At 60.3% G+C, this 25766-nt stretch carries 24 protein-coding genes; 14 read left to right on the forward strand and 10 right to left on the reverse strand.

Annotation, left to right across the window (positions count from 1 at the left end; genetic code table 11):
• Positions 1-119 precede the first annotated feature (119 nt).
• The 5 genes from ACZZ0B_RS13085 to ACZZ0B_RS13105 all read right to left on the reverse strand — a co-directional run bounded on the left by ACZZ0B_RS13085 (position 120) and on the right by ACZZ0B_RS13105 (position 5798).
• Positions 120-1295 (reverse strand): lactonase family protein, encoded by a 1176-nt coding sequence (locus tag ACZZ0B_RS13085; protein WP_463545408.1) that lies wholly within the window; start codon positions 1293-1295, stop codon positions 120-122.
• Positions 1282-1593, reverse strand: coding sequence for a DUF5629 family protein (locus ACZZ0B_RS13090; protein ID WP_440095133.1), 312 nt, complete (start codon positions 1591-1593; stop codon positions 1282-1284). The genes ACZZ0B_RS13085 and ACZZ0B_RS13090 overlap by 14 nt, the downstream gene beginning before the upstream one ends.
• A gap of 154 nt (positions 1594-1747) precedes the next feature.
• Positions 1748-3328, reverse strand: a complete 1581-nt coding sequence (locus ACZZ0B_RS13095) for an aldehyde dehydrogenase (NADP(+)) (RefSeq protein WP_463545409.1) — start codon at positions 3326-3328, stop codon at positions 1748-1750.
• Positions 3329-3337: 9 nt separating this feature from the next.
• Entirely contained in the window at positions 3338-4330 is a 993-nt protein-coding gene (gene araD1, locus ACZZ0B_RS13100; RefSeq protein ID WP_440095130.1) for an AraD1 family protein, read from the reverse strand.
• 145 nt (positions 4331-4475) lie between these two features.
• Positions 4476-5798 carry an MFS transporter gene (locus tag ACZZ0B_RS13105; protein ID WP_008088041.1) on the reverse strand — a complete coding sequence of 441 codons (1323 nt, stop codon included), beginning with the start codon at positions 5796-5798 and terminating at the stop codon, positions 4476-4478.
• A 193-nt stretch (positions 5799-5991) separates the two neighbouring features.
• Between ACZZ0B_RS13105 and ACZZ0B_RS13110 the strand changes: the two genes are divergently transcribed.
• Entirely contained in the window at positions 5992-7728 is a 1737-nt protein-coding gene (locus ACZZ0B_RS13110) for an IlvD/Edd family dehydratase (protein ID WP_008088043.1), read from the forward strand.
• A gap of 223 nt (positions 7729-7951) precedes the next feature.
• Positions 7952-8671, forward strand: coding sequence for a FadR/GntR family transcriptional regulator (locus ACZZ0B_RS13115; RefSeq protein ID WP_463545410.1), 720 nt, complete (start codon positions 7952-7954; stop codon positions 8669-8671).
• Positions 8672-8851: 180 nt separating this feature from the next.
• Here the strand turns inward: ACZZ0B_RS13115 and ACZZ0B_RS13120 are convergent, their stop codons facing one another.
• Complete coding sequence (locus tag ACZZ0B_RS13120) at positions 8852-11236, reverse strand: efflux RND transporter permease subunit (RefSeq protein WP_008088046.1); 2385 nt, start codon at positions 11234-11236, stop codon at positions 8852-8854.
• On the reverse strand, positions 11233-12276 hold the full coding sequence (locus tag ACZZ0B_RS13125; protein WP_463545411.1) for a WD40/YVTN/BNR-like repeat-containing protein: 1044 nt from the start codon (positions 12274-12276) through the stop codon (positions 11233-11235). The genes ACZZ0B_RS13120 and ACZZ0B_RS13125 overlap by 4 nt, the downstream gene beginning before the upstream one ends.
• Before the next feature lie 426 nt (positions 12277-12702).
• Between ACZZ0B_RS13125 and ACZZ0B_RS13130 the strand changes: the two genes are divergently transcribed.
• From ACZZ0B_RS13130 to ACZZ0B_RS13160, 7 genes are all read left to right on the forward strand, one after another.
• Positions 12703-13293, forward strand: coding sequence for an amino acid synthesis family protein (locus ACZZ0B_RS13130; protein ID WP_007917992.1), 591 nt, complete (start codon positions 12703-12705; stop codon positions 13291-13293).
• A 31-nt stretch (positions 13294-13324) separates the two neighbouring features.
• The gene (locus ACZZ0B_RS13135) at positions 13325-14158 is read left to right on the forward strand and encodes an alpha/beta fold hydrolase (protein ID WP_129392924.1); all 834 of its coding nucleotides are present in this window, start codon (positions 13325-13327) and stop codon (positions 14156-14158) included.
• Positions 14155-15636 carry an aldehyde dehydrogenase gene (locus ACZZ0B_RS13140; RefSeq protein WP_463545412.1) on the forward strand — a complete coding sequence of 494 codons (1482 nt, stop codon included), beginning with the start codon at positions 14155-14157 and terminating at the stop codon, positions 15634-15636. Before ACZZ0B_RS13135 ends, ACZZ0B_RS13140 begins: the two co-directional genes overlap by 4 nt.
• Before the next feature lie 12 nt (positions 15637-15648).
• A complete protein-coding gene (locus tag ACZZ0B_RS13145) occupies positions 15649-16134 on the forward strand; it encodes a flavin reductase family protein (protein ID WP_038368096.1) in 486 nt (161 codons plus the stop codon).
• Positions 16135-16344: 210 nt separating this feature from the next.
• The gene (locus ACZZ0B_RS13150; RefSeq protein ID WP_008088075.1) at positions 16345-16749 is read left to right on the forward strand and encodes a carboxymuconolactone decarboxylase family protein; all 405 of its coding nucleotides are present in this window, start codon (positions 16345-16347) and stop codon (positions 16747-16749) included.
• A gap of 42 nt (positions 16750-16791) precedes the next feature.
• Positions 16792-17556, forward strand: a complete 765-nt coding sequence (locus ACZZ0B_RS13155; RefSeq protein WP_110720961.1) for a GntR family transcriptional regulator — start codon at positions 16792-16794, stop codon at positions 17554-17556.
• 1 nt (position 17557) lies between these two features.
• Positions 17558-18121, forward strand: coding sequence for an NUDIX hydrolase (locus tag ACZZ0B_RS13160; protein WP_158830922.1), 564 nt, complete (start codon positions 17558-17560; stop codon positions 18119-18121).
• Between the two features lie 197 nt (positions 18122-18318).
• On the opposite strand, the gene ACZZ0B_RS13165 is transcribed toward ACZZ0B_RS13160, so the two are convergent.
• A complete protein-coding gene (locus ACZZ0B_RS13165; RefSeq protein WP_008088081.1) occupies positions 18319-18615 on the reverse strand; it encodes a DUF1330 domain-containing protein in 297 nt (98 codons plus the stop codon).
• 68 nt (positions 18616-18683) lie between these two features.
• Between ACZZ0B_RS13165 and ribBA the strand changes: the two genes are divergently transcribed.
• The 5 genes from ribBA (at position 18684) to ACZZ0B_RS13190 (ending at position 24070) form a co-directional block, all read left to right on the forward strand.
• Complete coding sequence (ribBA, locus tag ACZZ0B_RS13170) at positions 18684-19793, forward strand: bifunctional 3,4-dihydroxy-2-butanone-4-phosphate synthase/GTP cyclohydrolase II (protein WP_064119862.1); 1110 nt, start codon at positions 18684-18686, stop codon at positions 19791-19793.
• A 320-nt stretch (positions 19794-20113) separates the two neighbouring features.
• Complete coding sequence (locus ACZZ0B_RS13175; protein ID WP_008088087.1) at positions 20114-21139, forward strand: ABC transporter substrate-binding protein; 1026 nt, start codon at positions 20114-20116, stop codon at positions 21137-21139.
• On the forward strand, positions 21136-22083 hold the full coding sequence (locus ACZZ0B_RS13180) for an ABC transporter permease (protein ID WP_463546936.1): 948 nt from the start codon (positions 21136-21138) through the stop codon (positions 22081-22083). Before ACZZ0B_RS13175 ends, ACZZ0B_RS13180 begins: the two co-directional genes overlap by 4 nt.
• A gap of 6 nt (positions 22084-22089) precedes the next feature.
• Complete coding sequence (locus ACZZ0B_RS13185; RefSeq protein WP_463545413.1) at positions 22090-22899, forward strand: ABC transporter permease; 810 nt, start codon at positions 22090-22092, stop codon at positions 22897-22899.
• Between the two features lie 16 nt (positions 22900-22915).
• A complete protein-coding gene (locus ACZZ0B_RS13190; RefSeq protein WP_463545414.1) occupies positions 22916-24070 on the forward strand; it encodes an ABC transporter ATP-binding protein in 1155 nt (384 codons plus the stop codon).
• A 280-nt stretch (positions 24071-24350) separates the two neighbouring features.
• Here the strand turns inward: ACZZ0B_RS13190 and ACZZ0B_RS13195 are convergent, their stop codons facing one another.
• Positions 24351-25076 (reverse strand): transporter substrate-binding domain-containing protein, encoded by a 726-nt coding sequence (locus tag ACZZ0B_RS13195; protein WP_463545415.1) that lies wholly within the window; start codon positions 25074-25076, stop codon positions 24351-24353.
• An 81-nt stretch (positions 25077-25157) separates the two neighbouring features.
• Positions 25158-25733 carry a TetR/AcrR family transcriptional regulator gene (locus tag ACZZ0B_RS13200; protein WP_463545416.1) on the reverse strand — a complete coding sequence of 192 codons (576 nt, stop codon included), beginning with the start codon at positions 25731-25733 and terminating at the stop codon, positions 25158-25160.
• Positions 25734-25766 lie beyond the last annotated feature (33 nt).

The following is a 25766-nucleotide window of genomic DNA, read 5'->3' on the forward strand; positions in this document are numbered from 1 at the left end:
GTTGGGCTGTGAAGCAAACTTAACGCTCGAGGGTTGATCGCTTGAAATGCTTTGTAGCATTACCGGATATCAGCGCGATTAATACAAAGAGACAGGCCCCGTAAAACGGGGCCTGTGGCTTATTGTCGCACTAGAAACTTGAGATCGCTCGGGGCGTCCATCGGCAGTTTTTGCACGGTTTTGCCGAGCAAACCGGTCTTGCTGTCGCGTTCAACGACGACAATCTGGTTGCTCTTCTGGTTGGCAATCAGCAAGAACTTGCCGCTCGGATCAAGGCTGAATTCGCGCGGGTGATCACCTTCCACCGAACGCTTTTGCAGCTCTTTGAGTTGGGCGGTCGCCGGATCGATGCTGAACACCACCAGTTGATTGGCAGTGCCACGGTTGCTGACGTAGAGGAACTTGCCATCCGCCGAAGTGTGCAGCGCGGCACCGGCCTTGTCCGAAGTCGGCTGACCCGCGGCCAGATCGACCAGCTGGGTTTGCGTCAGCACGCCGTCGTTGTAATCGAACACCGCAACCTGCGCGCTCATTTCCATGCTCAGCCAGGCGTGTTTACCGTCAGCACTGAACAGCAGATGACGCGGGCCGCTGCCGGCCGGCAAGGCGATCGAGGCGGTTTTCGCCGGGGTCAGCGGCAAGTCCGGGTTGGCTTTCGGATCGAATTGGTAAATGAAGACCTTGTCCGCGCCCAGGTCATTGGAGAACACGTAGCGACCGTCCGGCGAGGAAACTGTCGAGTGCACGTGGTTCGAGGCCTGGCGCTCAGGATTGACCCGACTCGCCGGGTGCGCACTCATTTGCACAACGGGTTTGAGCTTGCCGTCGGCACCGACCGGCAACACCGCCAGCGTTCCACCCGGATCTTCCACCACCGAATAGTTACTGACGAACAAATGGCTGGCGTCAGCGCTGAGGCTCGAATGGGTCGGCTCGTTGCCCAGGCTCTGCACTTGATTGATCAGGGTCAGGGCGTGGGTTTTCGGATCGATCGAATAGCTGCTGACGCGGCCGACCGGGTCTTTCTGGCCCGGGCCGTTTTCATTGACCACGAACAGGCGATGCTGGTCTTTGGACAGGGTCAGCCACGACGGGTTTTCGCTCTTGACCACTTGCAGCGGCTTGGCCTCGATCTGGCCAGTGGCGCTGTCGAAATTCATTCGATATATGCCCTGGCTGGTGCCGGCGGTGTAAGAACCGACCAGCAACTGGAAGCTTTCTGCGGAGGCCGTGGACAGGCCCATGGCGCCGACGCTGCCGGCCATCAGCAGCGGCCAGAATTTACGCATTTTCATCAGTCTCATCCTCGTCGTCGCTGCTGCTGACGACATCGCCATGGCACACCAGGCGGTGTTCGCCGATCGCTTTGGTTTCATTGAAATAGCCGATGATCAACCAGCTCTGCAGCGAGTCATCAAACGTCGCCGCTGCCACCTGGGCCGGGGTGAATTCCCAATGCTTGGCCGCACGACCATCGATGCATTCGATGTGCAGGTTGTCGTCTTCGTCGAGAGCGAATTCGAAGGCATGCAGGCCGTCGATTTCGACCATACCGCAGTGTTCGAGGGCGTTGAGAAGGGTTTGGGCAGTCATGGCAAACAGTCTTTCTAGGGGGGAAAGGGCCAATGATAGCTCATGGCGCCCCACTCCCCCTGTAGGAGCTGCCGAAGGCTGCGATCTTTTGATTTTGTTTTTAAGATCAAGATCAAAAGATCGCAGCCTTCGGCAGCTCCTACAGGGGTGTTTTTCAGAGGGCTTCGCGGCTAGGTTTGCCGTCGACCAGGCGCTGGATGCGCAATGGGTTGGCGTTTTTCAGGGGCTCGGGCAACAAGCTGTCCGGGTAGTTCTGGAAGCACACCGGGCGCAGGAAACGGTCGATGGCCAGCGTGCCGACGGAGGTGCCGCGCGCATCGGACGTTGCCGGGTATGGCCCGCCGTGGACCATCGAATCGCACACTTCGACACCGGTCGGATAGCCGTTGAGCAGAATGCGCCCGACCTTCTGTTCCAGCAGCGGCGTCAGTTCGGCGAAGCGCTCGAAGTCCGCCAGCTCACCGATAATCGTCGCCGTCAGTTGCCCATGCAGGCCGTGCAGCGCGGCGCTGAGCTGGGCTTTGTCGGCCACTTCGACAATCACCGTGGTCGGGCCAAACACTTCTTCCTGGAGCACTTCATCGCCATCGATCAACAGGCTGGCGTCCGCCTTGAACAACTGCGGCTGCGCCTGATTGCCTTGCTGCGCATTGCCCGCCAGATGCTCGATGCCAGGATGCGCCATCAGCTTCTGCAAGCCTTTGCCGTAGCTGCCAAGGGTGCCAGCGTTGAGCATGGTTTGCGCCGGTTGATCACCGATCAAACCAGCGACCTGCTGCACGAACGCGCTGAACTCTGGCGAGCGAATCCCGATGACCAGACCCGGATTGGTACAGAACTGACCGCAGCCCTGCACCACCGAGGCGGTCAAATCGCGGGCGATGGTTTCGGATCGCTCGGCCAGTGCCTGCGGCAAAACGATCACCGGGTTGATGCTCGACATCTCGGCGAACACCGGGATCGGCTGCGGGCGCGCGGCAGCCATGTCGCACAGCGCACGACCCCCCTTGAGCGAACCGGTGAAACCGACCGCCTGAATCGCCGGGTGCTTGACCAGCCATTCACCGACGCCACCGCCGTAGATCATGTTGAACACGCCCGCCGGCATCGCGGTTTTTTCCGCTGCGCGGATCAGTGCATCGGCGACCAGTTCTGCTGTCGCCATGTGACCGCTGTGGGCCTTGAACACTACTGGGCAACCGGCGGCCAATGCCGACGCGGTGTCGCCGCCAGCGGTGGAAAATGCCAATGGAAAGTTGCTCGCGCCGAACACCGCTACAGGGCCGAGGCCGATGCGGTATTGACGCAGATCCGGACGTGGCAACGGCTGACGATCCGGCAACGGCAAATCAATTCGTGCACCGTAAAAATCGCCGCGACGCAGCACTTTGGCAAACAAGCGCATTTGCCCGCTGGTACGCCCGCGCTCCCCCTGAATACGACCGGCCGGCAACGCGGTTTCGCGGCAGACCACGGCAACGAAGTCATCACCCAGCGCGTCCAGCTCATCGGCAATCGCGTCGAGAAACTGCGCGCGGCGTTCGGCGCTGAGGCTGCGATAGGCCGGGTACGCGGCAGCGGCGGCTTTGGCGGCGGCGTCGACTTCTTCAACCGTGGCCTGAATGAAATCGTGGGGCAGTTGCTCGCCCGTGGTGGCGTCGACCGATTGCAGTTTTACATTGCCAGCGGCGCTGCGCTGACCGCCAATGTAGTTGTGACCGAGAATCTGAGTCATGGGATCTCCTTAAAGGGTGCCGATGCTGTCCGGTTCAAACGCCGCTGGAACCGGAACGATGCCGTTGACCAGCGGTGCGCCGAATTCGGCCTGGCTGATTTCGAAGACGTCGCCCGGCTGGGTGCGGATGCCATCGGCAAACGACAGGGTCGCGGTGCCGAAGAAATGGATGTGCACGTCGCCGGGACGCAGGAACTGGCTGTACTTGAAGTGGTGGTATTCGAGGTTGGCGAGACTGTGGCACATGTTCGCCTCGCCACTGAGAAACTCGTTCTGCCAGAGCACTTCGCCGTCACGCAGGATGCGACTGGTGCCTGCCAGATGTTGAGGCAATTGACCGGTGCGAAGTTCCGGGCCATAGCTGCAACTGCGCAATTTCGAGTGCGCGAGGTACAGGTAATTCTTGCGCTCCATGATGTGATCGGAGAACTCGTTGCCGACCGCAAAGCCCAGTCGATAAGGCTTGCCGTCGTTGCCGATGAGGTAGAGGCCGGCCATTTCTGGCTCCTCGCCGGCGTCTTCGGCAAACGGCGGTACCGGGAACGGCTGGCCGGGGCGGACGACGATGCTGCCATCGCCTTTATAGAACCATTCCGGTTGCACACCGGCCTGCCCCGCCGCCGGTTTGCCGCCCTCCACGCCCCATTTGAAGATACGCATGGTGTCAGTCATCGTCGCTTCGTCGCCGGCTTGCTGGTGCATCTTGTCACGCGCCGAAGCGCTGCCCAGATGGGTCAGGCCGGTGCCGCTGATCAGCATGTGCGCCGGGTCCGGGTGGTCGAGTGGCGGCAGGATGCGCAGTTGTGACAGCAGTTCGGCGTAGTCGTGGCTGATGCCGAGGCCCAAGGTTTGCACTTGCTGCTCAAGGGTGTTGCCGGCCTCGATCGCGGCCAGGGCCAGATCGCGCACTGTGCGGGCGTCCTGCACTTCGCGCACCAGACCGTTGTCGACCACGCCGACGCGGCGTTCGCGGTTGCTTAATTCGAATTGAACCAGATGCATGATTTTCTCCTGTGTTATTCGAAACACCGCAGATCCTTGTAGGAGTGAGCCTGCTCGCGATAGCGGTGTGTCAGCCAAAAAGTTGTCAACTGATAGACCGCTATCGCGAGCAGGCTCACTCCTACAGAGGACCGGTGTTGGTCAGTCAGGTACGGGTTGCACCGCGGGCACTGGCGGCGAATTGGTCAACCGGCAGCACGTGTTTGCGTTCCAGTACACGGTAGACGATGCCGGTCAGGATCAAGCCGAACACCATCACCCCCGAGAGGAAGTACAGCCCTGACGCCAGATTGCCGGTGTATTCCTTCAACGCACCAATCACGAACGGCCCGATGTACCCGCCGAGATTGCCCACCGAATTGATCAAGGCAATCCCCGCCGCCGCACTCGCACCGGCAAAGAACCGCCCCGGCAAGGTCCAGAACACCGCCGTGCAGGAAAACAGCGCAAACGCCACCAGACACAATGCCGCCAGTTGCGCCACCGGCAACGACAGCCAAGCGCTCATGAACAGACCAATCGCGCCCAGCACATAAAGCACGGCGAGGTGCCCGTAGCGATCATTCAAACGGTCAGAACTGCGCGGCACGATCAGCAGACCGATGATCCCGAAGATGTACGGCACCGATGAGACGAAACCGGTGACCAGATCGCTGCCACCGAACTGTTTGATCAGCGTCGGCAACCACAAACCCAAGCCATAAATGCTCAACGTCACCGGCAGGTAAAACAGCGCCAGCAGCAACACGCGTTTGTCTTTCAGCGCATGCAGCGGGTTGCCGTGGCGGGTCTGGCCGTATTCCTGCAGATCCTTTTTCAGTTCACCGGTAAGCCAGTCTTTCTCGGCCTGATCCATCCATTTCACTTGCTGCGGACCGTCCGGCAACCAGCGCAAGACCGGCCAGGTCAGCAGGATCGCCGGGGTGCCGATGACGATGAACAGCCACTGCCAGCCGTGCAGGCCGAGCACGCCGTCCATGCCGAGCAAACCGCCGGACACAGGGCCGGTGATCATCATCGCGATGGGCTGGGAAAGAATGAACAGCCCCAGAATCTTGCCGCGGTGGCGTACCGGGAACCATTGGGTGATGTAGTAGAGAACGCCGGGGAAGAACCCCGCCTCGGCCGCGCCGAGCAGAAAGCGCATCACGTAGAAACTGTGCGGGCCCTGGACGAAGGCCATGCCGATGGTGATGGCGCCCCAGGTGATCATGATTCGCGCGAACCAGCGCCGTGCGCCGAAGCGTTCGAGCATCAGGTTGCTGGGGATTTCGAGAAGGAAGTAGCCAATGAAGAACAGCCCGGCACCGAGGCCGTAAGCCGCATCGCCGATGCCGATATCGGCGCCCATGTGCAGCTTGGCGAAGCCGACGGCGGAGCGATCCACATAGGCGATCAGGTACAGCAGGATCAGGAAGGGAATCAGTTTCAGCGTAATGCGCCGTATCAGCCGCAGTTCCTGGCTCATGAGATCGGTCTCCGATTGTTGTTTTTATAGAACCTCGGGGGACGCCTCTCACGGTAAACCGCCAGGGCCATCCCTCCGTCGAAAACGACTATATAGTAATACTAATTCACCAACAACACTTCCAAACCTAGGATTTTGAGCTTAGATTAAGCCGTAGCTGGAACACTATAGTCATACAATAAGAGAATCGATCATGTCTGATAAGAAACCCACCCTGCGCTCCGCCCAATGGTTTGGCACGGCCGACAAGAACGGCTTCATGTACCGCAGCTGGATGAAGAATCAGGGCATCGCCGACCACCAGTTCCACGGCAAGCCGATCATCGGCATCTGCAACACCTGGTCGGAACTGACCCCGTGCAACGCGCACTTCCGCCAGATCGCGGAGCACGTCAAACGCGGGGTGATCGAGGCCGGTGGTTTTCCAGTGGAATTCCCGGTGTTCTCCAACGGCGAATCGAACCTGCGCCCGACCGCCATGCTCACCCGCAACCTGGCGAGCATGGACGTCGAAGAAGCGATTCGCGGCAACCCGATTGACGGCGTGGTACTGCTGACCGGTTGCGACAAAACCACCCCGGCGCTGCTGATGGGCGCGGCCAGTTGCGACGTGCCGGCGATTGTCGTGACCGGCGGGCCGATGCTCAACGGCAAGCACAAGGGCAAGGACATCGGCTCGGGCACTGTGGTCTGGCAGCTCAGCGAACAGGTCAAGGCTGGCACCATCACCATCGACGATTTCCTTGCAGCCGAGGGCGGCATGTCGCGTTCGGCGGGCACCTGCAACACCATGGGCACCGCGTCGACCATGGCGTGCATGGCTGAAGCACTCGGCACTTCGCTGCCGCACAACGCGGCGATTCCGGCGGTGGATGCGCGACGTTATGTGTTGGCGCACATGTCCGGCATGCGCGCGGTGGAGATGGTGCGCGAAGACCTTCGTCTATCGAAGATCCTCACTAAGGAAGCCTTCGAAAACGCTATTCGGGTTAACGCGGCCATCGGTGGTTCGACCAACGCGGTGATTCACTTGAAAGCCATCGCCGGGCGCATCGGTGTCGAGCTGGATCTGGATGACTGGACGCGCATGGGGCGCGGCATGCCGACCATTGTCGACCTGCAACCGTCCGGACGTTTCCTGATGGAGGAGTTCTATTACGCCGGTGGTTTACCAGCGGTGCTGCGCCGTCTCGGTGAAGCCAATCTGATTCCTCATCCGAATGCGTTGACCGTCAATGGCAAGTCCATCGGCGAGAACACCAAGGACGCGCCGATCTATGGCGAAGACGAGGTGATCCGCACGCTCGACAATCCGATTCGCGCCGACGGCGGAATTTGTGTGTTGCGCGGCAATCTGGCGCCGCTCGGTGCAGTGCTAAAGCCGTCCGCCGCCACGCCGGAACTGATGCAGCATCGCGGCCGTGCGGTGGTGTTCGAGAACTTCGACATGTACAAGGCGCGGATCAACGATCCGGAGCTGGACGTCGATAAAGATTCGATTCTGGTAATGAAGAACTGCGGGCCGAAGGGTTATCCGGGCATGGCCGAAGTCGGCAACATGGGTTTACCGGCAAAGCTGTTGGCGCAGGGTGTGACGGACATGGTGCGTATCTCCGATGCACGGATGAGCGGCACCGCGTACGGCACGGTGGTCTTGCACGTGGCGCCGGAAGCGGCGGCTGGCGGGCCTTTGGCGACGGTGAAGGAAGGCGACTGGATCGAGCTGGATTGCGCCACCGGGCGTTTGCACCTGGATATTCCGGATGCCGAACTGGCGGCGCGCATGGCAGATTTGCAACCGCCGCAGCAATTGTTGGTGGGGGGGTATCGTCAGTTGTACATCGACCATGTGCTGCAGGCGGATCAGGGCTGTGACTTTGACTTCCTGGTCGGTTGCCGAGGGGCTGAAGTGCCGCGCCATTCCCATTAAGAGCAAAAGATCGCAGCCTTCGGCAGCTCCTACATCGGAATGCATTCCCCTGTAGGAGTGAGCCTGCTCGCGATTGCGGTGTGTCAGTCAGCAATTGTTCAGCTGACACACCGCAATCGCGAGCAGGCTCACTCCTACATTTGCTTTTGTGTACTCCCTCAAGTTTGTCTGGTGCCTGCTATGATGCGCGGCATCTCCATCGCTCAGGATCGCGCCGTTCCCCATGGATTACCGCAAACCCTCCGACCGCAAAAGCATGCACTCGCGCATCGTCCAGGAACTGGGCATGCAGATCGTCTCCGGACGCTTCAAGCCCGACGACAAACTGCCCGCCGAAGCTTTGCTCTGCGAGGAGTACGCGGTCAGCCGGCCGGTGTTGCGTGAAGCCACGCGGGTGTTGGTGGCCAAGGGTCTGGTGTATTCCAGGCCGCGTGTGGGAACAGTGGTCAAGGCACGCCGCGAATGGCACATGCTCGACCCGGACGTACTGCATTGGCTGATGCAAAGCAGCCCGCAGAATGAATTTTTCAATGTGCTGACGAGTGTGCGCAGCATTATTGAACCGGCCGCCGCTGCCCTCGCTGCTCAGCACGCGACCGAGGCTGATATTGCCGCGATTGGCGAGGCGTATCAACGCATGGAAGCGGCGCCGACGCCAGAAGCGTTGTTGCAGCCGGACCTGGATTTCCACAGCCGGATTGCCGATGCGACACACAACGATTTGCTGGCGAATCTGTGCAACATGCTCTCGGTGGCGATTGCCGAGGCGTTGAAGCATTCGAATCAGCGGCCGAATCTGCATGAGCTGGCGTTGCCTCGGCACAAAGCAATTCTGACCGCCATCGAAAACCGTGATGCCCTTGGCGCTCGCCACGCAACGCTGGTGCAGCTGGATGATGCGCGCAGTGCGCTCAGCGTCGTGCTTGGCACAGAACTCTCCTGACACACCACTATTCCCCTGTAGGAGTGAGCCTGCTCGCGATAGCGGTGTATCAGTAAACCATTTCCCGACTGGCACACCGCTATCGCGAGCAGGCTCACTCCTACATTTGATCTGCGTGGAATTCGGGAAATAAAAAAGCCGCAACCCTAGGTTGCGGCTTTGTCGTTTCAGCCCTTCAGATCAATGCGCAAACAGCGAATTACCCTTCTGCCCCGCCAGTTTCTCCGGCTTGATCAGGAACTTCGCCAGTGCCGGCAGCAGCCACAACGCACCGAACATGTTCCACAGCAACATAAAGGTCAGCATCAGCCCCATATCGGCCTGGAACTTGATCGCCGAGAAGATCCACGTGCACACGCCGATCGCCAGGCACAGACCGGTAAACAGTACGGCTTTACCGGTGGATTTCAGCGTCTGGTAATAGGCTTCCTGCAATGGCAGGCCGGCACGCAGGAAACTTTCCAGGCGGCTGTAAATATAGATGCCGTAGTCGACACCAATGCCCACACCCAGCGCCACCACCGGCAGCGTCGCGACTTTCACGCCGATGCCCATGAACGCCATCAGCGCGTTGCCGAGTACCGAGGTCAGCACCAGCGGCAGGACGATGCACAAGGTCGCCGCCCACGAACGGAAGGTGATCATGCACATCACCGCCACGCAGATGTACACCAGAATCAGGATGGTCAGCTCAGCCTGTTTGATGACTTCGTTGGTGGCCGCTTCGATCCCGGCGTTACCGGCGGCGAGGATGAATTCCAGACCGTCCTTGTTGTTGTCCTTGGCGAATTCCTGCACCGCGTGAACGGCCCGATCCAGAGTTTCAGCCTTGTGATCGTTGAGGAACACCAGCACCGGTGCCAGCGAGCAACTGTTGTTGTACAGGCCGTCTGCGCGGGCAATCGAGTTGTTCAGCACGTCCGGGTTACGCGACAGGGTTTCCCACTTCAGGTTGCCCTCGTTCATGCCCTTGATCATCTGCTTGGACACGGTCACCAGCGAGATCGCCGACTGCACGCCCTCGGTGTTCTGCATCTTCCACATCAGCTCGTCGATCGGCGCCATGGCTTCGTAGCGTGAGCAGCCTTCCGACTTGGTCTTGACCATCACCACCAGCACGTCGGAACTGGTCGAGTAGTTGTTGATGATGAAGTTGTTGTCCTTGTTGTAGCGCGAGTCCGGACGCAGTTCCGGTGCGCCCTGGTCGAGGTCGCCGATTTTCAGGTTCTGGCTGTACCAGAGGCCGCCACCGAAGGCGATCAGCGCCAGCACTACCGAGATGCGTGCAACTTTCGGGTTGGCGAAGTTCGACAGCAAGCGCCAGAAAGGATGTTCGCGATTCGCGTCTTTCTTGCTCTTGGCGATGGCGCGCTTGCTGATGCCGACATAGGAAATCGCCACCGGCAGCAGGATCAGGTTGGTGAACACGATCACCGCCACGCCGATCGACGCGCCAATGGCCAGTTCACGGATCACACCGATATCGATGATCAGCAGCGTGATGAAGCCCACCGCATCCGCGAGAATCGCGATCATCCCCGGCAGGAACAGCTGCCGGAAGGTGCGCCGCGCTGCGGTCAGGGCGTTGTCGGCCTCGCTGGATTGCAAGGCGATACCGTTGATCTTCTGCACGCCGTGGGAAATACCGATGGCAAAGATCAGGAACGGCACCAGCATCGAATAGGGATCGAGCCCGAAACCGAAGAAGTGCATCAAACCAAGCTGCCAAACCACCGCCACCAGCGTCGTACTCAGTACCGCGATGGTGCTGCGCACGCAGTTGGTGAACCACAGCAGCAGGATCAGGGTGATGACAAACGCGATGCCGAAGAACAGCACCACCATCACCAGACCGTCGATCAAGTCGCCGACTTTCTTGGCGAAACCGACGATGTGGATCTTGATGTTGGGGTTTTGCGCTTCGAACTTGTTGCGGATCTTGTCTTCGAGTTCATGGGAGAACTGGCGATAGTCCAGCGCCAGCAACTTGCCCTGATCCTGCGGGTCCGGATAGGACTCCAGCAGCGGAATGTCGACGATGCTCGACTTGAAGTCGTTGGACACCAGACGCCCGACCTGGCCGGACTTGAGCACGTTGTTGCGCAGCAGATCGAGGCTGTCCTGCGAGCCGTTGTAGCTCTGCGGGATCACTTCACCGCCGGCAAAACCCTCTTCGGTCACTTCGGTCCAGCGTACGCTCGGGCTCCACAGCGACTTCAGACCGGAACGGTCAACGCCGGAAATGTAGAACACCTCGTCGTTGATCTGGCGCAGGGTCTCCATGTATTCCTTCGAGAAGATGTCGCCGTCAGTGGCTTCGACCGAAATGCGCACGGTGTTGCCGAGGTTCGCCAGGTCGTTGCGGTGCTCCATCATCTTCTCGATGAACGGATGCTTGAGCGGGATCATTTTTTCGAAACTGGTCGACGGCCGGATCAGCGTCGCCTGCCAGAACAGGAAAATGCTCACCACCAGACAGATCAGAATCACTGCCGGGCGGTTGTTGAAGATCAGGCGTTCAAGGAACGTCGCCTTTTCCTGCTGAGGAGTGATCAAGGAAGTCATAGCCCCGCCTTCTTATTATTAACTTCGGCGCCGTTTGGCTGAGTGGTGTGAACGCCACCCTGCCCGGTCAGAATCAGATTGCCGTCGCCGGCCGCGGTGACGGAAGACAGCGAGATGCGATCCGGACGGTTGAACACGCTGAACGTTTCGCCGTTGTCGCTGCTGCTGACCACCGAGCCGCCGTTGCCGACGATCACAATCGAACCGTCCGGCAGCAAGGTTGCGCCTGAGAGGCCGAACTCCAGCGCACCGCGCGCGGCTTTCAGCTCGACCTGCTCCCAGCTGCTGCCGAAATCGGTAGAGCGGTAGAGGTTGCCGCGCAGCCCATAGGCCAACAGGGTTTGTGGCTGGGCCGTGCCGATCACGCCGAACAGCGAACCTTCGTACGGGCCTTCGAGTTTTTCCCAGGTCTGGCCGTCGTCGGCGGAGCGGAACATGCTGCCCGACTCGCCGACGATGAACAGCCCGGCATCCTTCACCGCCGCGATGGCGTTGAGGTGGAACTGGTCTTCGTTGTCGAGGCGATCGCTGACGTCTTGCCAATTCTTGCCGCCGTCGGTGGTTTCCAACAGCGCACCATAAGCGCCCACGGCGAAGCCGCTGTTGACGTCCTTGAACCAGACATCGAGCAGCGGCGATTCACGTTTGAGGTCTTCAAATTGCTTGGTCCAGGTCAGACCGCCGTCTGCGCTGGCGAGGATTTGTGCGTCATGCCCGACCGCCCAGCCGTGTTTGTCGTCGACAAAATACACGGCGGTGAGCAGTTGCCGGCTCGGCACCTTGGCCTGGGTCCAGGTTTTGCCCTGATCATCGGAATAAAGGATGTGCCCGCGATCCCCGACCGCCACCAACCGAGCTCCGGCGTGGACAACATCGAGAATCAGGCTTTTCGCGGCTTTGCCGGATTCGGTGGCATAGACCACGTCGGCTGGGGCCTCGGCGGCGATCACCGGTGCCGATAACGTGGCCAGACCCAGCATGGACAGTGCTGTGGCCAGCAACGCGGTGTTGCGTAACGCCGGCGGGCGGCAACGACTCATAGACCTTCCCCTCTTTATTATTGTTAGGCCATCTGGCCTTCAAGGGCGCCGCAAGTGTGCTCCGCTGATGGCTGCTCAGGAGCATAGTCCTGAAACCCGCAATCCAGAGCCACTTCGGAAGCTGGCTCATCCTATCGGGCTTTCGAAACGTCTGACAATCGGCGCCACGTTATCTTTTGTTAACCGCACGGAATGAACGCATCCCCCTGTAGGAGCTGACGAGTGAAACGAGGCTGCGATCTTTTGATCCTGGTCTTTAAAGATCAAAAGATCGCAGCGTGCCGCAGCTCCTACAGGGATTTTGCGTTGTGATGACGGAGGATTCGTCGGATGGATGAGGGGAATCTTGCGGAGGGGACTTGCACGATCGGTATTATGGTATACCATCAGACGCACAGACACTCTCAATCCCCTACGGAGCAGCTCATGAGTTTCGAAATTCGCAAGATCGTCAGCTATGTCGAAGAAACCTTCATCGAAGGCGGCAAAGCCACTGACAAGCCAGTGACCATGGTCGGCCTCGCCGTGGTGATGAAAAACCCTTGGGTGGGCAACGGTTTCGTCGAAGACCTCAAGCCGCAGATCCGCGCCAACTGCTCCGACCTCGGTGCGCTGATGGTTGAGCGTCTGGTCGGCATCATCGGCGGTGCCGAGAAGATCGAGGCCTACGGCAAAGCCGCCGTGGTCGGTGCTGACGGCGAGATCGAACACGCCTCCGCCGTGATCCACACCCTGCGCTTCGGCAACCACTACCGTGAAGCCGTCAACGCCAAGAGCTACTTGAGCTTCACCAACAAGCGCGGCGGCCCGGGCACCTCGATCCAGATCCCGATGATGCACAAGGACGACGAAGGTCAGCGTTCGCACTACATCACTCTGGAAATGCAGATCGAAGACGCGCCGCGTGCCGACGAAATCGTTGTCGTGCTGGGCTGCGCCGACGGTGGTCGCCTGCACCCGCGCATTGGCAACCGCTACATCGATCTGGAAGAACTGGCCGCCGAAAAAGCCCAGTAACCACAATAAAAAGGCATTGCAGGAGCGCTCCATGATTCGGCTCACCGCTGAACTCACCCCGGCTGGCACCAGTTACCTGGCGACCGGCCAAGGCCAGCCCGTGGTTTTGATCCACGGCGTGGGCCTGAATAAAGAAATGTGGGGCGGCCAGATTGTCGGCCTGTCCAGCCAATACCAAGTGATCGCCTACGACATGCTCGGCCATGGCGCCAGCCCGCGACCGGCCAGCGGCACCAATCTGCTCGGTTACGCCGATCAGTTGCTGGAGCTGCTTGATCATCTGAATCTGCCGCAGGCAGCGGTGATCGGTTTCTCCATGGGCGGTCTGGTCGCGCGGGCCTTTGCCCTGCATTACCCGCAGCGCCTGCAAAGCCTGGTAGTGTTGAACAGCGTGTTCAACCGCAGCGAAGAACAGCGTGCCGGCGTCATTGCTCGCACCGCGCAAGCGGCCGAACATGGCCCGGACGCGAATGCCGAAGCGGCGCTGTCACGCTGGTTCAGCCGCGAATATCAGGCGGCTAATCCGGCGCAGATCGCGGCGATTCGCCAGACCCTCGCCGGCAATGATCCGCAAGGCTACCTGACCACTTACGAATTGTTCGCCACCCAAGACATGTACCGCGTTGACGATCTGGGCAGCATTCAGGCGCCGACGCTGATCGCCACCGGCGAACTCGACCCGGGTTCGACCCCGGAAATGGCCGAGCAACTGGCTCGACGCATCCCCGGTGCAAAGGTTGCCGTGCTGCCCGAGCAACGGCATATGATGCCCGTAGAGTCGCCGCGTCTGGTCAATCAGACGCTGTTGGAATTTCTCCAATTCGCACACTCCCGACAAAACCATATAAAGGGGATCGTTGCATGACACTCGCACGCTTCCAGATGTGCATCGGCGGAGAATGGGTCGACGCCCTCTCCGGCAAGACCTTCGAAAGCCTCAACCCGGCTACGGCGCAAGCCTGGGCCGAGCTGCCCGACGCTGATGAGGCGGACGTCGAACGCGCCGTGCAATCGGCACAGACTGCCTTCGACAGCCCGGCCTGGCGTGGCCTTACCGCCACCGCACGCGGCAAACTGCTGCGCCGTCTCGGTGACTTGATCGCCGAAAATAAAGAACAACTGGCGCAGCTGGAAAGCCGCGACAACGGCAAGCTGATCCGCGAAACCCGTGGCCAGGTCAGTTATCTGCCGGAGTTCCTCCACTACACCGCCGGCCTTGCCGACAAGCTTGAAGGCGGCACGCTGCCACTGGATAAGCCGGATCTGTTCGCCTACACCGTGCACGAAGCGATGGGTGTGGTGGCCGCGATCATTCCGTGGAACAGCCCGCTGTATCTGACCGCAATCAAACTCGCCCCGGCCCTCGCCGCTGGCAACACGATTGTGATCAAGCCGTCCGAGCACGCCTCGGCAACGATTCTGGAACTGGCGCGTCTGGCCCTCGAAGCCGGGATTCCTCCGGGCGTGGTCAACGTCGTCACCGGTTACGGCCCGAGCACGGGCGCCGCCCTCACCCGCCATCCGCTGATCCGCAAAATCGCCTTCACCGGCGGCGCGGCGACAGCGCGGCATGTGGTGCGCAGCAGCGCCGAGAACTTCGCCAAGCTGTCGCTGGAACTGGGTGGCAAGTCGCCGAACATCATCTTCGCCGACGCCGATCTGGACAGCGCGATCAACGGCGCGATTGCCGGGATTTATGCGGCGTCCGGGCAGAGCTGCGTGTCCGGTTCGCGGCTGTTGGTGCAGGACGAAATCTACGAAGAATTCGTCAATCGCTTGGTCGAACGCGCCCAGCGCATCCGCATCGGCAACCCGCAAGAAGACAACAGCGAGATGGGCCCGATGGCTACCGCGCAGCAACTGGCGGTAGTGGAAGGTCTGGTCGCTGATGCCATCGCTGAAGGCGCGCGTCTGCGCACTGGCGGCAAGCGGCCGACCGATCTCGGCGAAGGCTGGTTCTATGAGCCAACGCTGTTCGAATGCGACCGCAATTCGATGAAGATCATGCAGGAAGAAGTCTTCGGCCCGGTGGCTTCGGTAATCCGCTTTAAAGATGAAGCCGAAGCGCTGGCGATCGCCAACGACTCGCAGTTCGGCCTCGCGGCCGGCATCTGGACGCGCGACCTGGGCCGGGCTCATCGCCTCGCTCGCGATGTGCGTTCGGGGATTATCTGGGTCAACACTTACCGCGCGGTGTCAGCGATGGCACCGATCGGCGGCTTCAAGAACAGTGGCTATGGACGCGAAAGCGGCATCGATTCGGTGCTGGCCTACACCGAACTGAAAACGGTGTGGATCAACTTGTCTCAGGCGCCAATGCCTGATCCGTTTGTGATGCGCTAGGAGTCCTGCGAAATGATCGAACCCGGCATTTATAAAGACGTCATGAGCTCGTTCCCGTCCGGCGTCACGGTGGTTACCACTGTTGACCCGGAGGGCGGGATCGTCGGCATCACCGCCAGTGCGTTCAGCGCGCTGTCGATCGACCCGGCGCTGGTGCTGTTCTGCCCCAACTACGCCTCCGACACTTATCCGATTCTGCGTGACAGCAAGAAGTTTGCGATTCACTTGCTGTCGGCTGACCAGACCGCCGAGGCCTATGCTTTCGCCGGTAAAGGCAAGGACAAGGCCGCCGGTATCGAGTGGCATTTAAGCGAACTCGGTAACCCGATCCTCGCCAAGGCGACGGCGATCATCGAGTGCGAATTGTGGCGGGAATATGATGGTGGTGATCACGCGATCATCGTCGGTGCGGTGAAGAACCTGATCCTGCCCGAGCAACCGGTGACACCGATGATCTACCACAAAGGCAAGCTCGGCCCGTTGCCGACATTGGCCTGACAGATCCACACACATCCCACTGTGGAACTGCCCATTGTGGTGAGGGGATTTATCCCCGACCGGCTGCGAAGCAGCCGTAAAACCATCGCACGCGGTATGTCTGGCAAATCGCGGTTGCAGGTGTTGGGGCTGCTTCGCACCCCGTCGGGGATAAATCCCCTCACCACAGGTTTCATTCCAACAGGTGGGTATGCGTTGTGAGGAGGAATGATGAGTAACGAAAAGTATGAAAAAGGCCTGAAGATCCGCACTCAGGTATTGGGTGAAGCCTACGTGCAGCGCTCAATCGAGAACGCCGACGACTTCACCCGCCCCCTGCAGGAAATGGTCACCGAATACTGCTGGGGCCACGTCTGGGGGCGTGAAGGCTTGTCGCTCAAGGAGCGCAGCATGATCAACCTGGCGATGATCTCGGCGCTCAACCGTCCGCACGAACTCAAGCTGCATGTGCGTGGCGCCTTGCGTAACGGCCTGAGTCGTGAGCAAATACGCGAAATTCTGCTTCAGGTCGGCATCTATTGCGGCGTTCCGGCAGCCGTGGACAGTTTCCGGCTGGCCCGTGAAGCCTTTGCCGAAGCCGACGCCGAAGCCCCAGTTAACCCCTCGGCTGTTTAGATGCCCGTCTGGCATGGACAGCCAACCGAAAGAGCGGACCCCATGAAACGCCAGCCCCTCGACGACAGCTTCAAGGTCAATCGCAACCCCGTTACCCTGCGCGAAATCGTGCTGGATAAACTGCGTAGCGCGATCATGAATTTCCAGCTCATGCCCGGTGATCGTCTGGTCGAGCGCGATCTGTGCGATCGCCTGGGCGTCAGCCGCACCTCCGTGCGCGAGGCCTTGCGTCACCTGGAATCCGAAGGCCTGGTCGAGTTCGCCGATGCCAAAGGCCCGCGCGTGGCGATCATCACCCTCGCCGATGCCGTCGACATCTACGAACTGCGTTGCGTGCTCGAAGGCTTGATCGTGCAGTTGTTCACCCTGCGCGCCAAAGCCAAGGACATCAAGGCCCTGGAAAAAGCCCTCGACGAGAACCGCAAGGCGCTCAAGGACGGCGAACTGCAACAGGTGATCGACTCGGTGCAAGGCTTCTACGACGTGCTGCTCGAAGGTTCGGGCAACCATGTCGCGGCCACTCAGTTGCGTCAGTTGCAGGCGCGCATCAGCTACCTGCGCGCGACTTCGGTATCGCAGGAAAACCGTCGCGGCGCGAGTAATCAGGAAATGGAAAAAATGGTCGAGGCGATCAAGGGCGGCGATCCGCTGGTGGCGCATCAGGCCTGTGTCGACCACGTACGCGCTGCCGCTGCGGTAGCGCTCGACTACCTCAAGCGCAAACAGGAAGAGACCGGCTCTGTCGTTAAAGGCACGCCGGCCATGACCCTGCCGATCGCGCTGAAAGAACCCCGTATAGGTCACTGATATGTTCAGCCCGAGCTTTTGCCCGAAATGCGGTGGCCCTGACCTCGGTCAGCAGGTGCCGCCGGGCGATACGCACGAGCGCCTGATGTGCCGTGGCTGCGGTTACATCCACTACATCAATCCGAAAATCATTGCCGGCTGCATCATCGAGCAGGACGGCAAATACCTGCTGTGCCAACGGGCGATTCCCCCGCGCCCGGGCACCTGGACGCTGCCCGCCGGTTTCATGGAAAGCGGCGAGACCACCGAGCAAGCGGCCGTCCGCGAAGTCTGGGAAGAAAGCGGCGTGCGCGCGGAAATCGTCTCGCCGTACTCGATTTTCAGCGTGCCGAAGATCAGCGAGGTGTACATCATCTTCCGCGCGATCGCGCTGGAGATTACCGGGCAGTATGGGCCGGAGACCATGGATTACAAATTCTTCGCCCCGGAAGACATTCCGTGGGAGCAGATCTATTACCCGGCGATCCGGCAGATTCTTGAGCGCTACATCGAAGAGCGTCAGGCTGGGGTGTATGGGATTTACATGGGCAATGATGATAGCGGCAAGATCCACTTTATCCGCTGATCACATCCCTCTGACACCCAAAAATCCCTGTAGGAGCTGCCGAAGGCTGCGATCTTTGATCGTTCCCACGCTCCGCGTGGGAATGCAGCCCGCGACGCTCCGCGTCCCTTTCAAAGCCGAACGCGGAGCGTCCGAAGAGGCATTCCCACGCGGAGCGTGGGAACGATCAAGCTCCTACAGGGGGTTTGTGATGCTGCTTAAACTGGCGGCATGCCTTCGACGATGATGATCTCCGCCCTCGCCCATTCCTCGCGGTAACTTTTCGCCTCCTGGTACGCCGCCGAGTGGTAGCACGCCACAGCCTTTTCATAGCTCTCGAACTCGATCACCACGCTGCGCTGCGGCGTCTCGCGCCCTTCCATCGCCTCGCTGCGCCCGCCTCTTGCCAGAAACTTCGCGCCAAACGCGGCGAAGGCTGCCGGCGCGCGCTGGGTGTATTGGCTGTAGTGATCGGCATCGGCTATATCCACATGAGCAATCCAGTACGCCTTCATAGTGACCTCTTTGTTGATTTTGTATTATGGTATACCAATATATTTCCAACGAACCTTGAGAGTCCAGCATGGCCTTCAACAGCATTGAAGAAATCATCGAAGATTATCGCCTCGGCAAAATGGTTTTGCTGGTCGATGACGAAGACCGCGAAAACGAAGGCGACCTGTTGCTGGCCGCCGACCGTTGCACGCCTGAGGCGATCAGCTTCATGGCCCGTGAAGCGCGCGGGCTGATTTGCCTGACGCTCACCGACGCCCACTGCCAGCGTCTGGGCCTGGAGCAAATGGTGCCGGCCAATGGCAGCGTGTTCAGCACCGCGTTTACCGTGTCGATCGAAGCGGCGGTGGGCGTGACCACCGGCATCTCGGCGGCTGATCGCGCCTGCACCGTTGCTGCTGCCGTTGCTCCGAATGCCCGCGCCGAAGACCTGGTGCAGCCGGGCCACATCTTCCCGCTGCGCGCCAAGGAAGGTGGCGTGCTGACCCGCGCCGGGCATACCGAGGCGGGTTGTGACCTTGCACGCCTCGCAGGGTTTACGCCAGCCTCGGTGATCGTCGAGGTGATGAACGACGACGGCACCATGGCCCGCCGCCCGGATCTGGAGGTGTTTGCGCGCAAGCACGGGATCAAGATCGGCACCATCGCCGACCTGATCCACTATCGCCTGAGCACCGAACACACCATTGAACGGATTGGTGAACGCGAGCTGCCGACGGTGCATGGCACGTTCCGTTTGATCACCTTTGAGGATCGCATCGAGGGCGGCGTGCACATGGCGATGGTCATGGGCGATTTGCGCCGTGAAGAACCGACGCTGGTGCGCGTGCACGTGATCGATCCGTTGCGGGATCTGGTCGGCGCCGAGTACAGCGGGCCGACCAACTGGACGCTGTGGGCGGCGCTGCAACGGGTCGCGGCTGAGGGGCATGGGGTTGTGGTGGTGCTGGCCAATCACGAGTCGTCGCAGGCGCTGCTGGAGCGGGTGCCGCAATTGACCCAACCGCCACGGCAGTTCAGTCGTTCGCAATCGCGGATTTATTCCGAGGTGGGGACTGGGGCGCAGATTCTGCAGAATCTGGGGGTTGGCAAACTCCGCCATCTCGGCCCGCCGCTCAAATACGCCGGGTTGACCGGGTATGACCTGGAAGTGGTCGAAAGCATCCCCTTCACCGAATAACCCACGACGAACACAAATCCAAATGTAGGAGTGAGCCTGCTCGCGATTGCGGTGTGACATTCAACAATGATATTGGCTGATACACCGCAATCGCGAGCAGGCTCACTCCTACAGGGGTTTTGCTTTTCAGATCCATTTCTTCGAACCACAAAAAAGGACAGCCGCCAGATAACCGGTAAGGCAAAGTGCTTGCACAAAGTTTGGAATACCATAATATGATATTCCATAGACCGGACGCTTCAACGAACGTCCAGCTACTGCTCCCGACAGGCGGGCAACAACGCAAGCCCGCTCAAAAACACAACAATGAGGGCGTGAACATGGTGTTGAACAAAGCTGCAACCGCGATCTTTTTTGCGGGACTGCTCAGCGTCACCGGCCAGGCTGCAATGGCGGCCGAAAGCGTGAACTTCGTCAGCTGGGGCGGAAGCACCCAGGACGCGCAGAAACAGGCCTGGGCCGATCCGTTCAGCAAGGCCAGCGGCATCACCGTCGTGCAGGACGGCCCGACCGACTACGGCAAACTCAAAGCCATGGTCGAGAGCGGCAACGTGCAATGGGACGTGGTCGATGTCGAAGCCGATTTCGCGCTACGCGCCGCCGCTGAAGGCCTGCTCGAACCCCTCGATTTCAAAGTGATTCAGCGCGACAAGATCGACCCGCGCTTCGTCAGCGATCACGGCGTCGGCTCGTTCTTCTTCTCCTTCGTCCTCGGCTACAACGAGGGCAAACTCGGCGCCAACAAGCCGCAGGACTGGAGCGCCCTGTTCGACACCAAAACCTACCCCGGCAAACGCGCCCTCTATAAATGGCCAAGCCCAGGCGTGCTCGAACTGGCGCTGCTGGCCGATGGCGTAGCCGCCGACAAGCTCTACCCGCTGGATCTGGATCGCGCCTTCAAGAAACTCGACACCATCAAGAAAGACATCGTCTGGTGGGGCGGCGGCGCGCAGTCGCAGCAACTGCTGGCGTCCGGTGAAGCGAGCATGGGCCAGTTCTGGAACGGTCGTATCCACGCCCTGCAAGAAGACGGCGCCCCGGTGGGCGTGAGCTGGAAACAGAACCTGGTCATGGCCGACATTCTGGTGATTCCAAAAGGTTCGAAAAACAAGGACGCGGCGATGAAGTTTCTCGCCAGCGCCAGCAGCGCCAAAGGCCAGGCCGACTTCTCCAACCTGACCGCCTACGCCCCGGTCAACCTCGACAGTGTGGAGCGTCTGGATTCGACGCTGGCCCCCAACCTGCCGACTGCCTACGCTAAGGATCAGATCACTCTTGATTTCGCGTACTGGGCCAAAAACGGCCAGGCCATCGCGACACGGTGGAACGAATGGCTGGTCAAATGAAAATGGCGGCCACCGCGTCCCGTCCCTCCACTGCCACCGGCAGCGCGACCAGCGCTGCCGGCTCGGCCCACGGAACACAGGCGGTTGCGATGCAGCAAGCCCCGTCCCTCAGACAACGCTGGCGCGGCGCCGGCAACCTCTTACCGGCGCTGCTGTTCATCGGCCTGTTTTTTCTCGCACCGTTGATTGGCCTGCTGTTGCGCGGCGTGCTCGAACCGACGCCTGGCCTTGGCAACTATGAACAACTGTTCGCCAACTCGGCCTATGCCCGAGTGCTGCTCAACACCTTTTCGGTGGCTGGGCTGGTAACGCTGTTCAGCCTGCTGCTGGGCTTTCCACTGGCCTGGGCGATCACGCTGGTGCCGCGCGGCTGGGGGCGCTGGATTCTCAACATCGTGCTGTTGTCGATGTGGACCAGCCTGCTCGCCCGCACCTATTCGTGGCTGGTGTTGCTGCAGGCTTCGGGCGTGATCAACAAGGCCTTGATGGCGATGGGCATCATCGATCAGCCACTGGAGATGGTGCACAACCTCACCGGCGTGGTGATCGGCATGAGCTACATCATGATCCCGTTCATCGTCCTGCCGTTGCAGGCGACCATGCAGGCCATCGATCCGATGATTCTGCAGGCCGGCTCGATCTGCGGTGCCAGTCCATGGACCAACTTCTTCCGGGTGTTCCTGCCGCTGTGTCGGCCGGGTCTGGCCTCCGGTGGCCTGATGGTGTTCGTCATGTCACTCGGTTACTACGTGACTCCGGCGCTGCTCGGCGGGGCGCAGAACATGATGCTGCCGGAGTTCATCATTCAGCAGGTGCAATCGTTCCTCAACTGGGGCCTGGCCAGTGCCGGCGCCGCGTTGCTGATCGCGATCACTTTGGTGCTGTTCTACTTCTACCTGAAGCTTCAGCCGGAATCCCCGGTTGGCGCCAGTAACGCGAGGTAAGCCGACATGCTCCTGACCCCCAATGCGATGAGCCGGCGCATGCGCTTCGGCTTGTACGCCACCACCGGGCTGATCGGTCTGTTCCTGCTGTTGCCGATCGTCTTTATCGTGCTGCTGTCGTTCGGCTCCTCGCAGTGGCTGGTGTTTCCGCCACCGGGCTGGACGCTGAAATGGTACGGCCAGTTCTTCTCCAACCAGGACTGGATGAGCGCCGCTGCCGCCAGCCTCAAGGTTGCTGTGCTGACGACGATCTGCGCCGTGGCCCTTGGTTTGCCGACGGCGTTTGCGCTGGTGCGCGGACGTTTTCCCGGCCGGGAAATGCTCTACGGCCTGTTCACCCTGCCGATGATCGTGCCGCTGGTGATCATCGCCGTGGCGGTGTACGCGCTGTTCCTCAAGCTCGGTTACACCGGGACGATGTTCGCCTTCGTCGTCAGCCATGTGATCGTCGCGCTGCCGTTCACCATCATCTCGATCATCAACTCGCTGAAGCTGTTCGATCAGTCGATTGAAGACGCGGCGGTGATCTGCGGCGCCTCACGGTTGCAAGCGGTGTTCAAGGTGACCTTCCCGGCGATTCGTCCGGGCATGGTCGCCGGCGCCCTCTTCGCCTTCCTGGTTTCGTGGGACGAAGTGGTGCTCAGCGTGATGATGGCCAGCCCGACCCTGCAAACCCTTCCCGTGAAAATGTGGACCACCTTGCGCCAGGACCTGACGCCAGTGATCGCCGTCGCTTCGACGCTGCTGATCGGCTTGTCAGTATTGGTCATGGTCATCGCCGCCGCCCTGCGCCGGCGCAACGAAATCAGCGCCTGAGCGCCAGGAGTACGACATGAGTGCCGTGATCAAAGACGCTTCCCAGCAGAACGACAAACCCCTGGTCAGCCTGCGCAACCTGAACAAGCACTACGGCGACTTTGCCGCCGTCGACAACATCTCGCTGGACATCAAGGACGGTGAATTCCTCACCTTTCTCGGCTCCAGCGGCTCGGGCAAAAGCACCACGCTGTCGATGCTCGCCGGGTTTGAAACGCCGAGCAGCGGCGAAATCCTCGTCAACGGTGAATCGTTGGTCAATGTGCCGCCGCACAAGCGTGACATCGGCATGGTGTTTCAACGCTATTCGTTGTTCCCGCATTTGTCGGTGCGCGACAACATTGCCTTCCCGCTGGCGATTCGCAAACTCGCGGCCGCCGAACGTGAAAAGCGCGTCGATGCGATGCTGAAACTGGTGCAACTGGAACAGTTCGCCCATCGTCGCCCTTCGCAGTTGTCTGGCGGCCAGCAACAACGTGTCGCCATCGCCCGCGCCTTGGTCTACGAACCACGCATTTTGCTGATGGACGAACCGCTCGGTGCGCTGGATAAAAAACTGCGCGAGGATTTGCAGGACGAACTGCGCCAACTGCATCGCCGTCTGGGCATCACCATCGTTTACGTGACCCACGACCAGGAAGAAGCCATGCGCTTGTCGCAGCGCATTGCGATTTTCAGTCATGGCAAGATTGTGGGATTGGGCAGCGGTTACGACCTTTATCAGAACCCGCCGAATGCGTTTGTGGCGTCGTTCCTCGGCAACTCGAACTTCCTCAAGCTCAAGGCGCAGGGTAATGCGGCGGCTTCGTTTGAAGGGCAGTCATTGTCGATTCGACTGACCGCTGGGTTGCACACCGATCAGGATGTTTTGCTGATGGTGCGGCCGGAAAAGGCGCAGGCGTTGAGCGTGTCGCAGGCAATCAGCGAACCGTTGCCGTCGGGTTGGAATGAGGTTTCAGCGAAGGTCGTAGAAGTGCTGTTCCTCGGCGAGAGCCAGACGTGCAGCGTGGTCACCTCGGGCGGCACGTCGATGACGGTGAAAGCACTGTCGGCGGCAGGCATGCCGCTCAAGGCTGGCGACCCGGTGCAAGTACGCTGGGCCACGGCTGATGCCTGCGTCTACACCGAATGGAGCGAAAGCGACCTCAACAAAGCCGCCGGTTCCCACTGAAACCCCCTGTAGGAGCTGCCGAAGGCTGCGATCTTCTGATCTTGCTGTGAAAAAACAAGATCAAAAGATCGCAGCCTCGTTTCACTCGACAGCTCCTACAGGAATGCATTCCAAATGTGGGAGCGAGCCTGCTCGCGAATGCGGTGTGTCATTCAACGTTAAGGTTGACTGACACGGCCTCTTCGCGAGCAGGCTCGCTCCCACAGGGTCTGCCGTCATTTCAAGAATGTCCCCCTCAGGGCCACCCAAGCGTCGGGCCGCGGTGGCCCTTTTTTTGGTCTCAAGGCGCCACCGTCACATCGCCCTGCCCGCTCTCGGCGAGCGCTGCAGCGACAAACCCCTCAGCCTTCTTGCGCTCGACAAACGCCCGCACATACGCCGCGCCGGCCCTGCGCCCACGGGGCACGGCCATGGCCTGGCGAATCGCCGTGAATGCACCGTCCAGCACGCGGTAACGCGCGTCGGCATCCGCGACCTTCTGCAATGGCTGACGGACACCGGCGGCGGCATCCAGGTGTTGCTCGATAAACAGGTCAACGGCACCCGCCGAGGTTTCGGCACGCTCCAATTGTGCGTGCTGCAGCGTACGACTGAGGAACAGGTCATAGGCTGCGCCTTTGCCAACGGCCAGTCGCAATCCTGGCTGATCGAGATCCTCGACGTTGCGATACGGTGCCTGCGCTTCGATCAGATAAGTCCCTTCAATAATCACGTACGGCTCGCTGAACGCGATCTGCGCCTCACGCACCGGCTCGATCGCAAGAAACGCCAGATTCCATACGCCCTCTTCCAACGCCGCGAAGACCTTGCCCGCCGCATCAAAGGTGCGCATCTCCAATTCGACACCCAACTCGGCAGCCAATGCTTTGGCCAATGCCACCGAAACACCCTGCGGCGCACCGTCCGCCCCGCGCTGTGCCAGCACCGGGTTGCCAAAATTGATGGCGGCATGCAGCACGCCGTCGGGCGCGAGATCGGCCATCACGGCCGGGGTGATTGCACTCATGGTGTTGCTCCCTGATCGGATAAAAAGTCAGTGTGCGTCGTGGCTGACACTGTCGAGGACACAACACACAGCGCGTAAACCTTATGTCGGTGCCTGACAGGCACTCAAGTGTTCCAGCGCCCGACGCGTCACCGCATCGATGTAAGCCGCGTCACCATAGACCCGCGCCAGCAGAATCGCCCCCTCGTAATCCGCCACCCATTGTCGAGCGGTCAGCAAGGCTTGTCCCTCATCGGCCTGGCCTTCCAGCAAATGCGCAAACGCCTTGGTCCATGCATCGAAAAAGCCGCGAATCGGCTCCAGCAATTCACTTTTACCGTACGCCGCATCGACCGCCACCACGCCCATCAGGCAACCAATCGAGTCATCCTGAAACAGCCGCGCAGCCTTGCGGCCCATTTTGCTCAGGCGTTCTTGTGGCGTGAGTTTTTCGTCGAAGGCAACGGCAAACAAGGTCTGGTTGATGACCTGATGCGTCCAGTCGAGCACGTCACGCAGCAAGGCCTCCTTGTTCGGATAGTGGTGATAGAACGAAGCCTTGGTAAAGCCGCAAGCGGACGCGAGTACGTCCATGGTGGTGCCATGGTAGCCGAGGCGTTTGAAGGTATTGGCGCACCGCAGGAGCAGCTCTTCACGGGGGATTTTCAACGGTCGCACGGGTATTTCCTGATCCGGATAACTGGCGGTGAT

This window comes from Pseudomonas sp. AC247 (genome assembly GCF_979258015.1).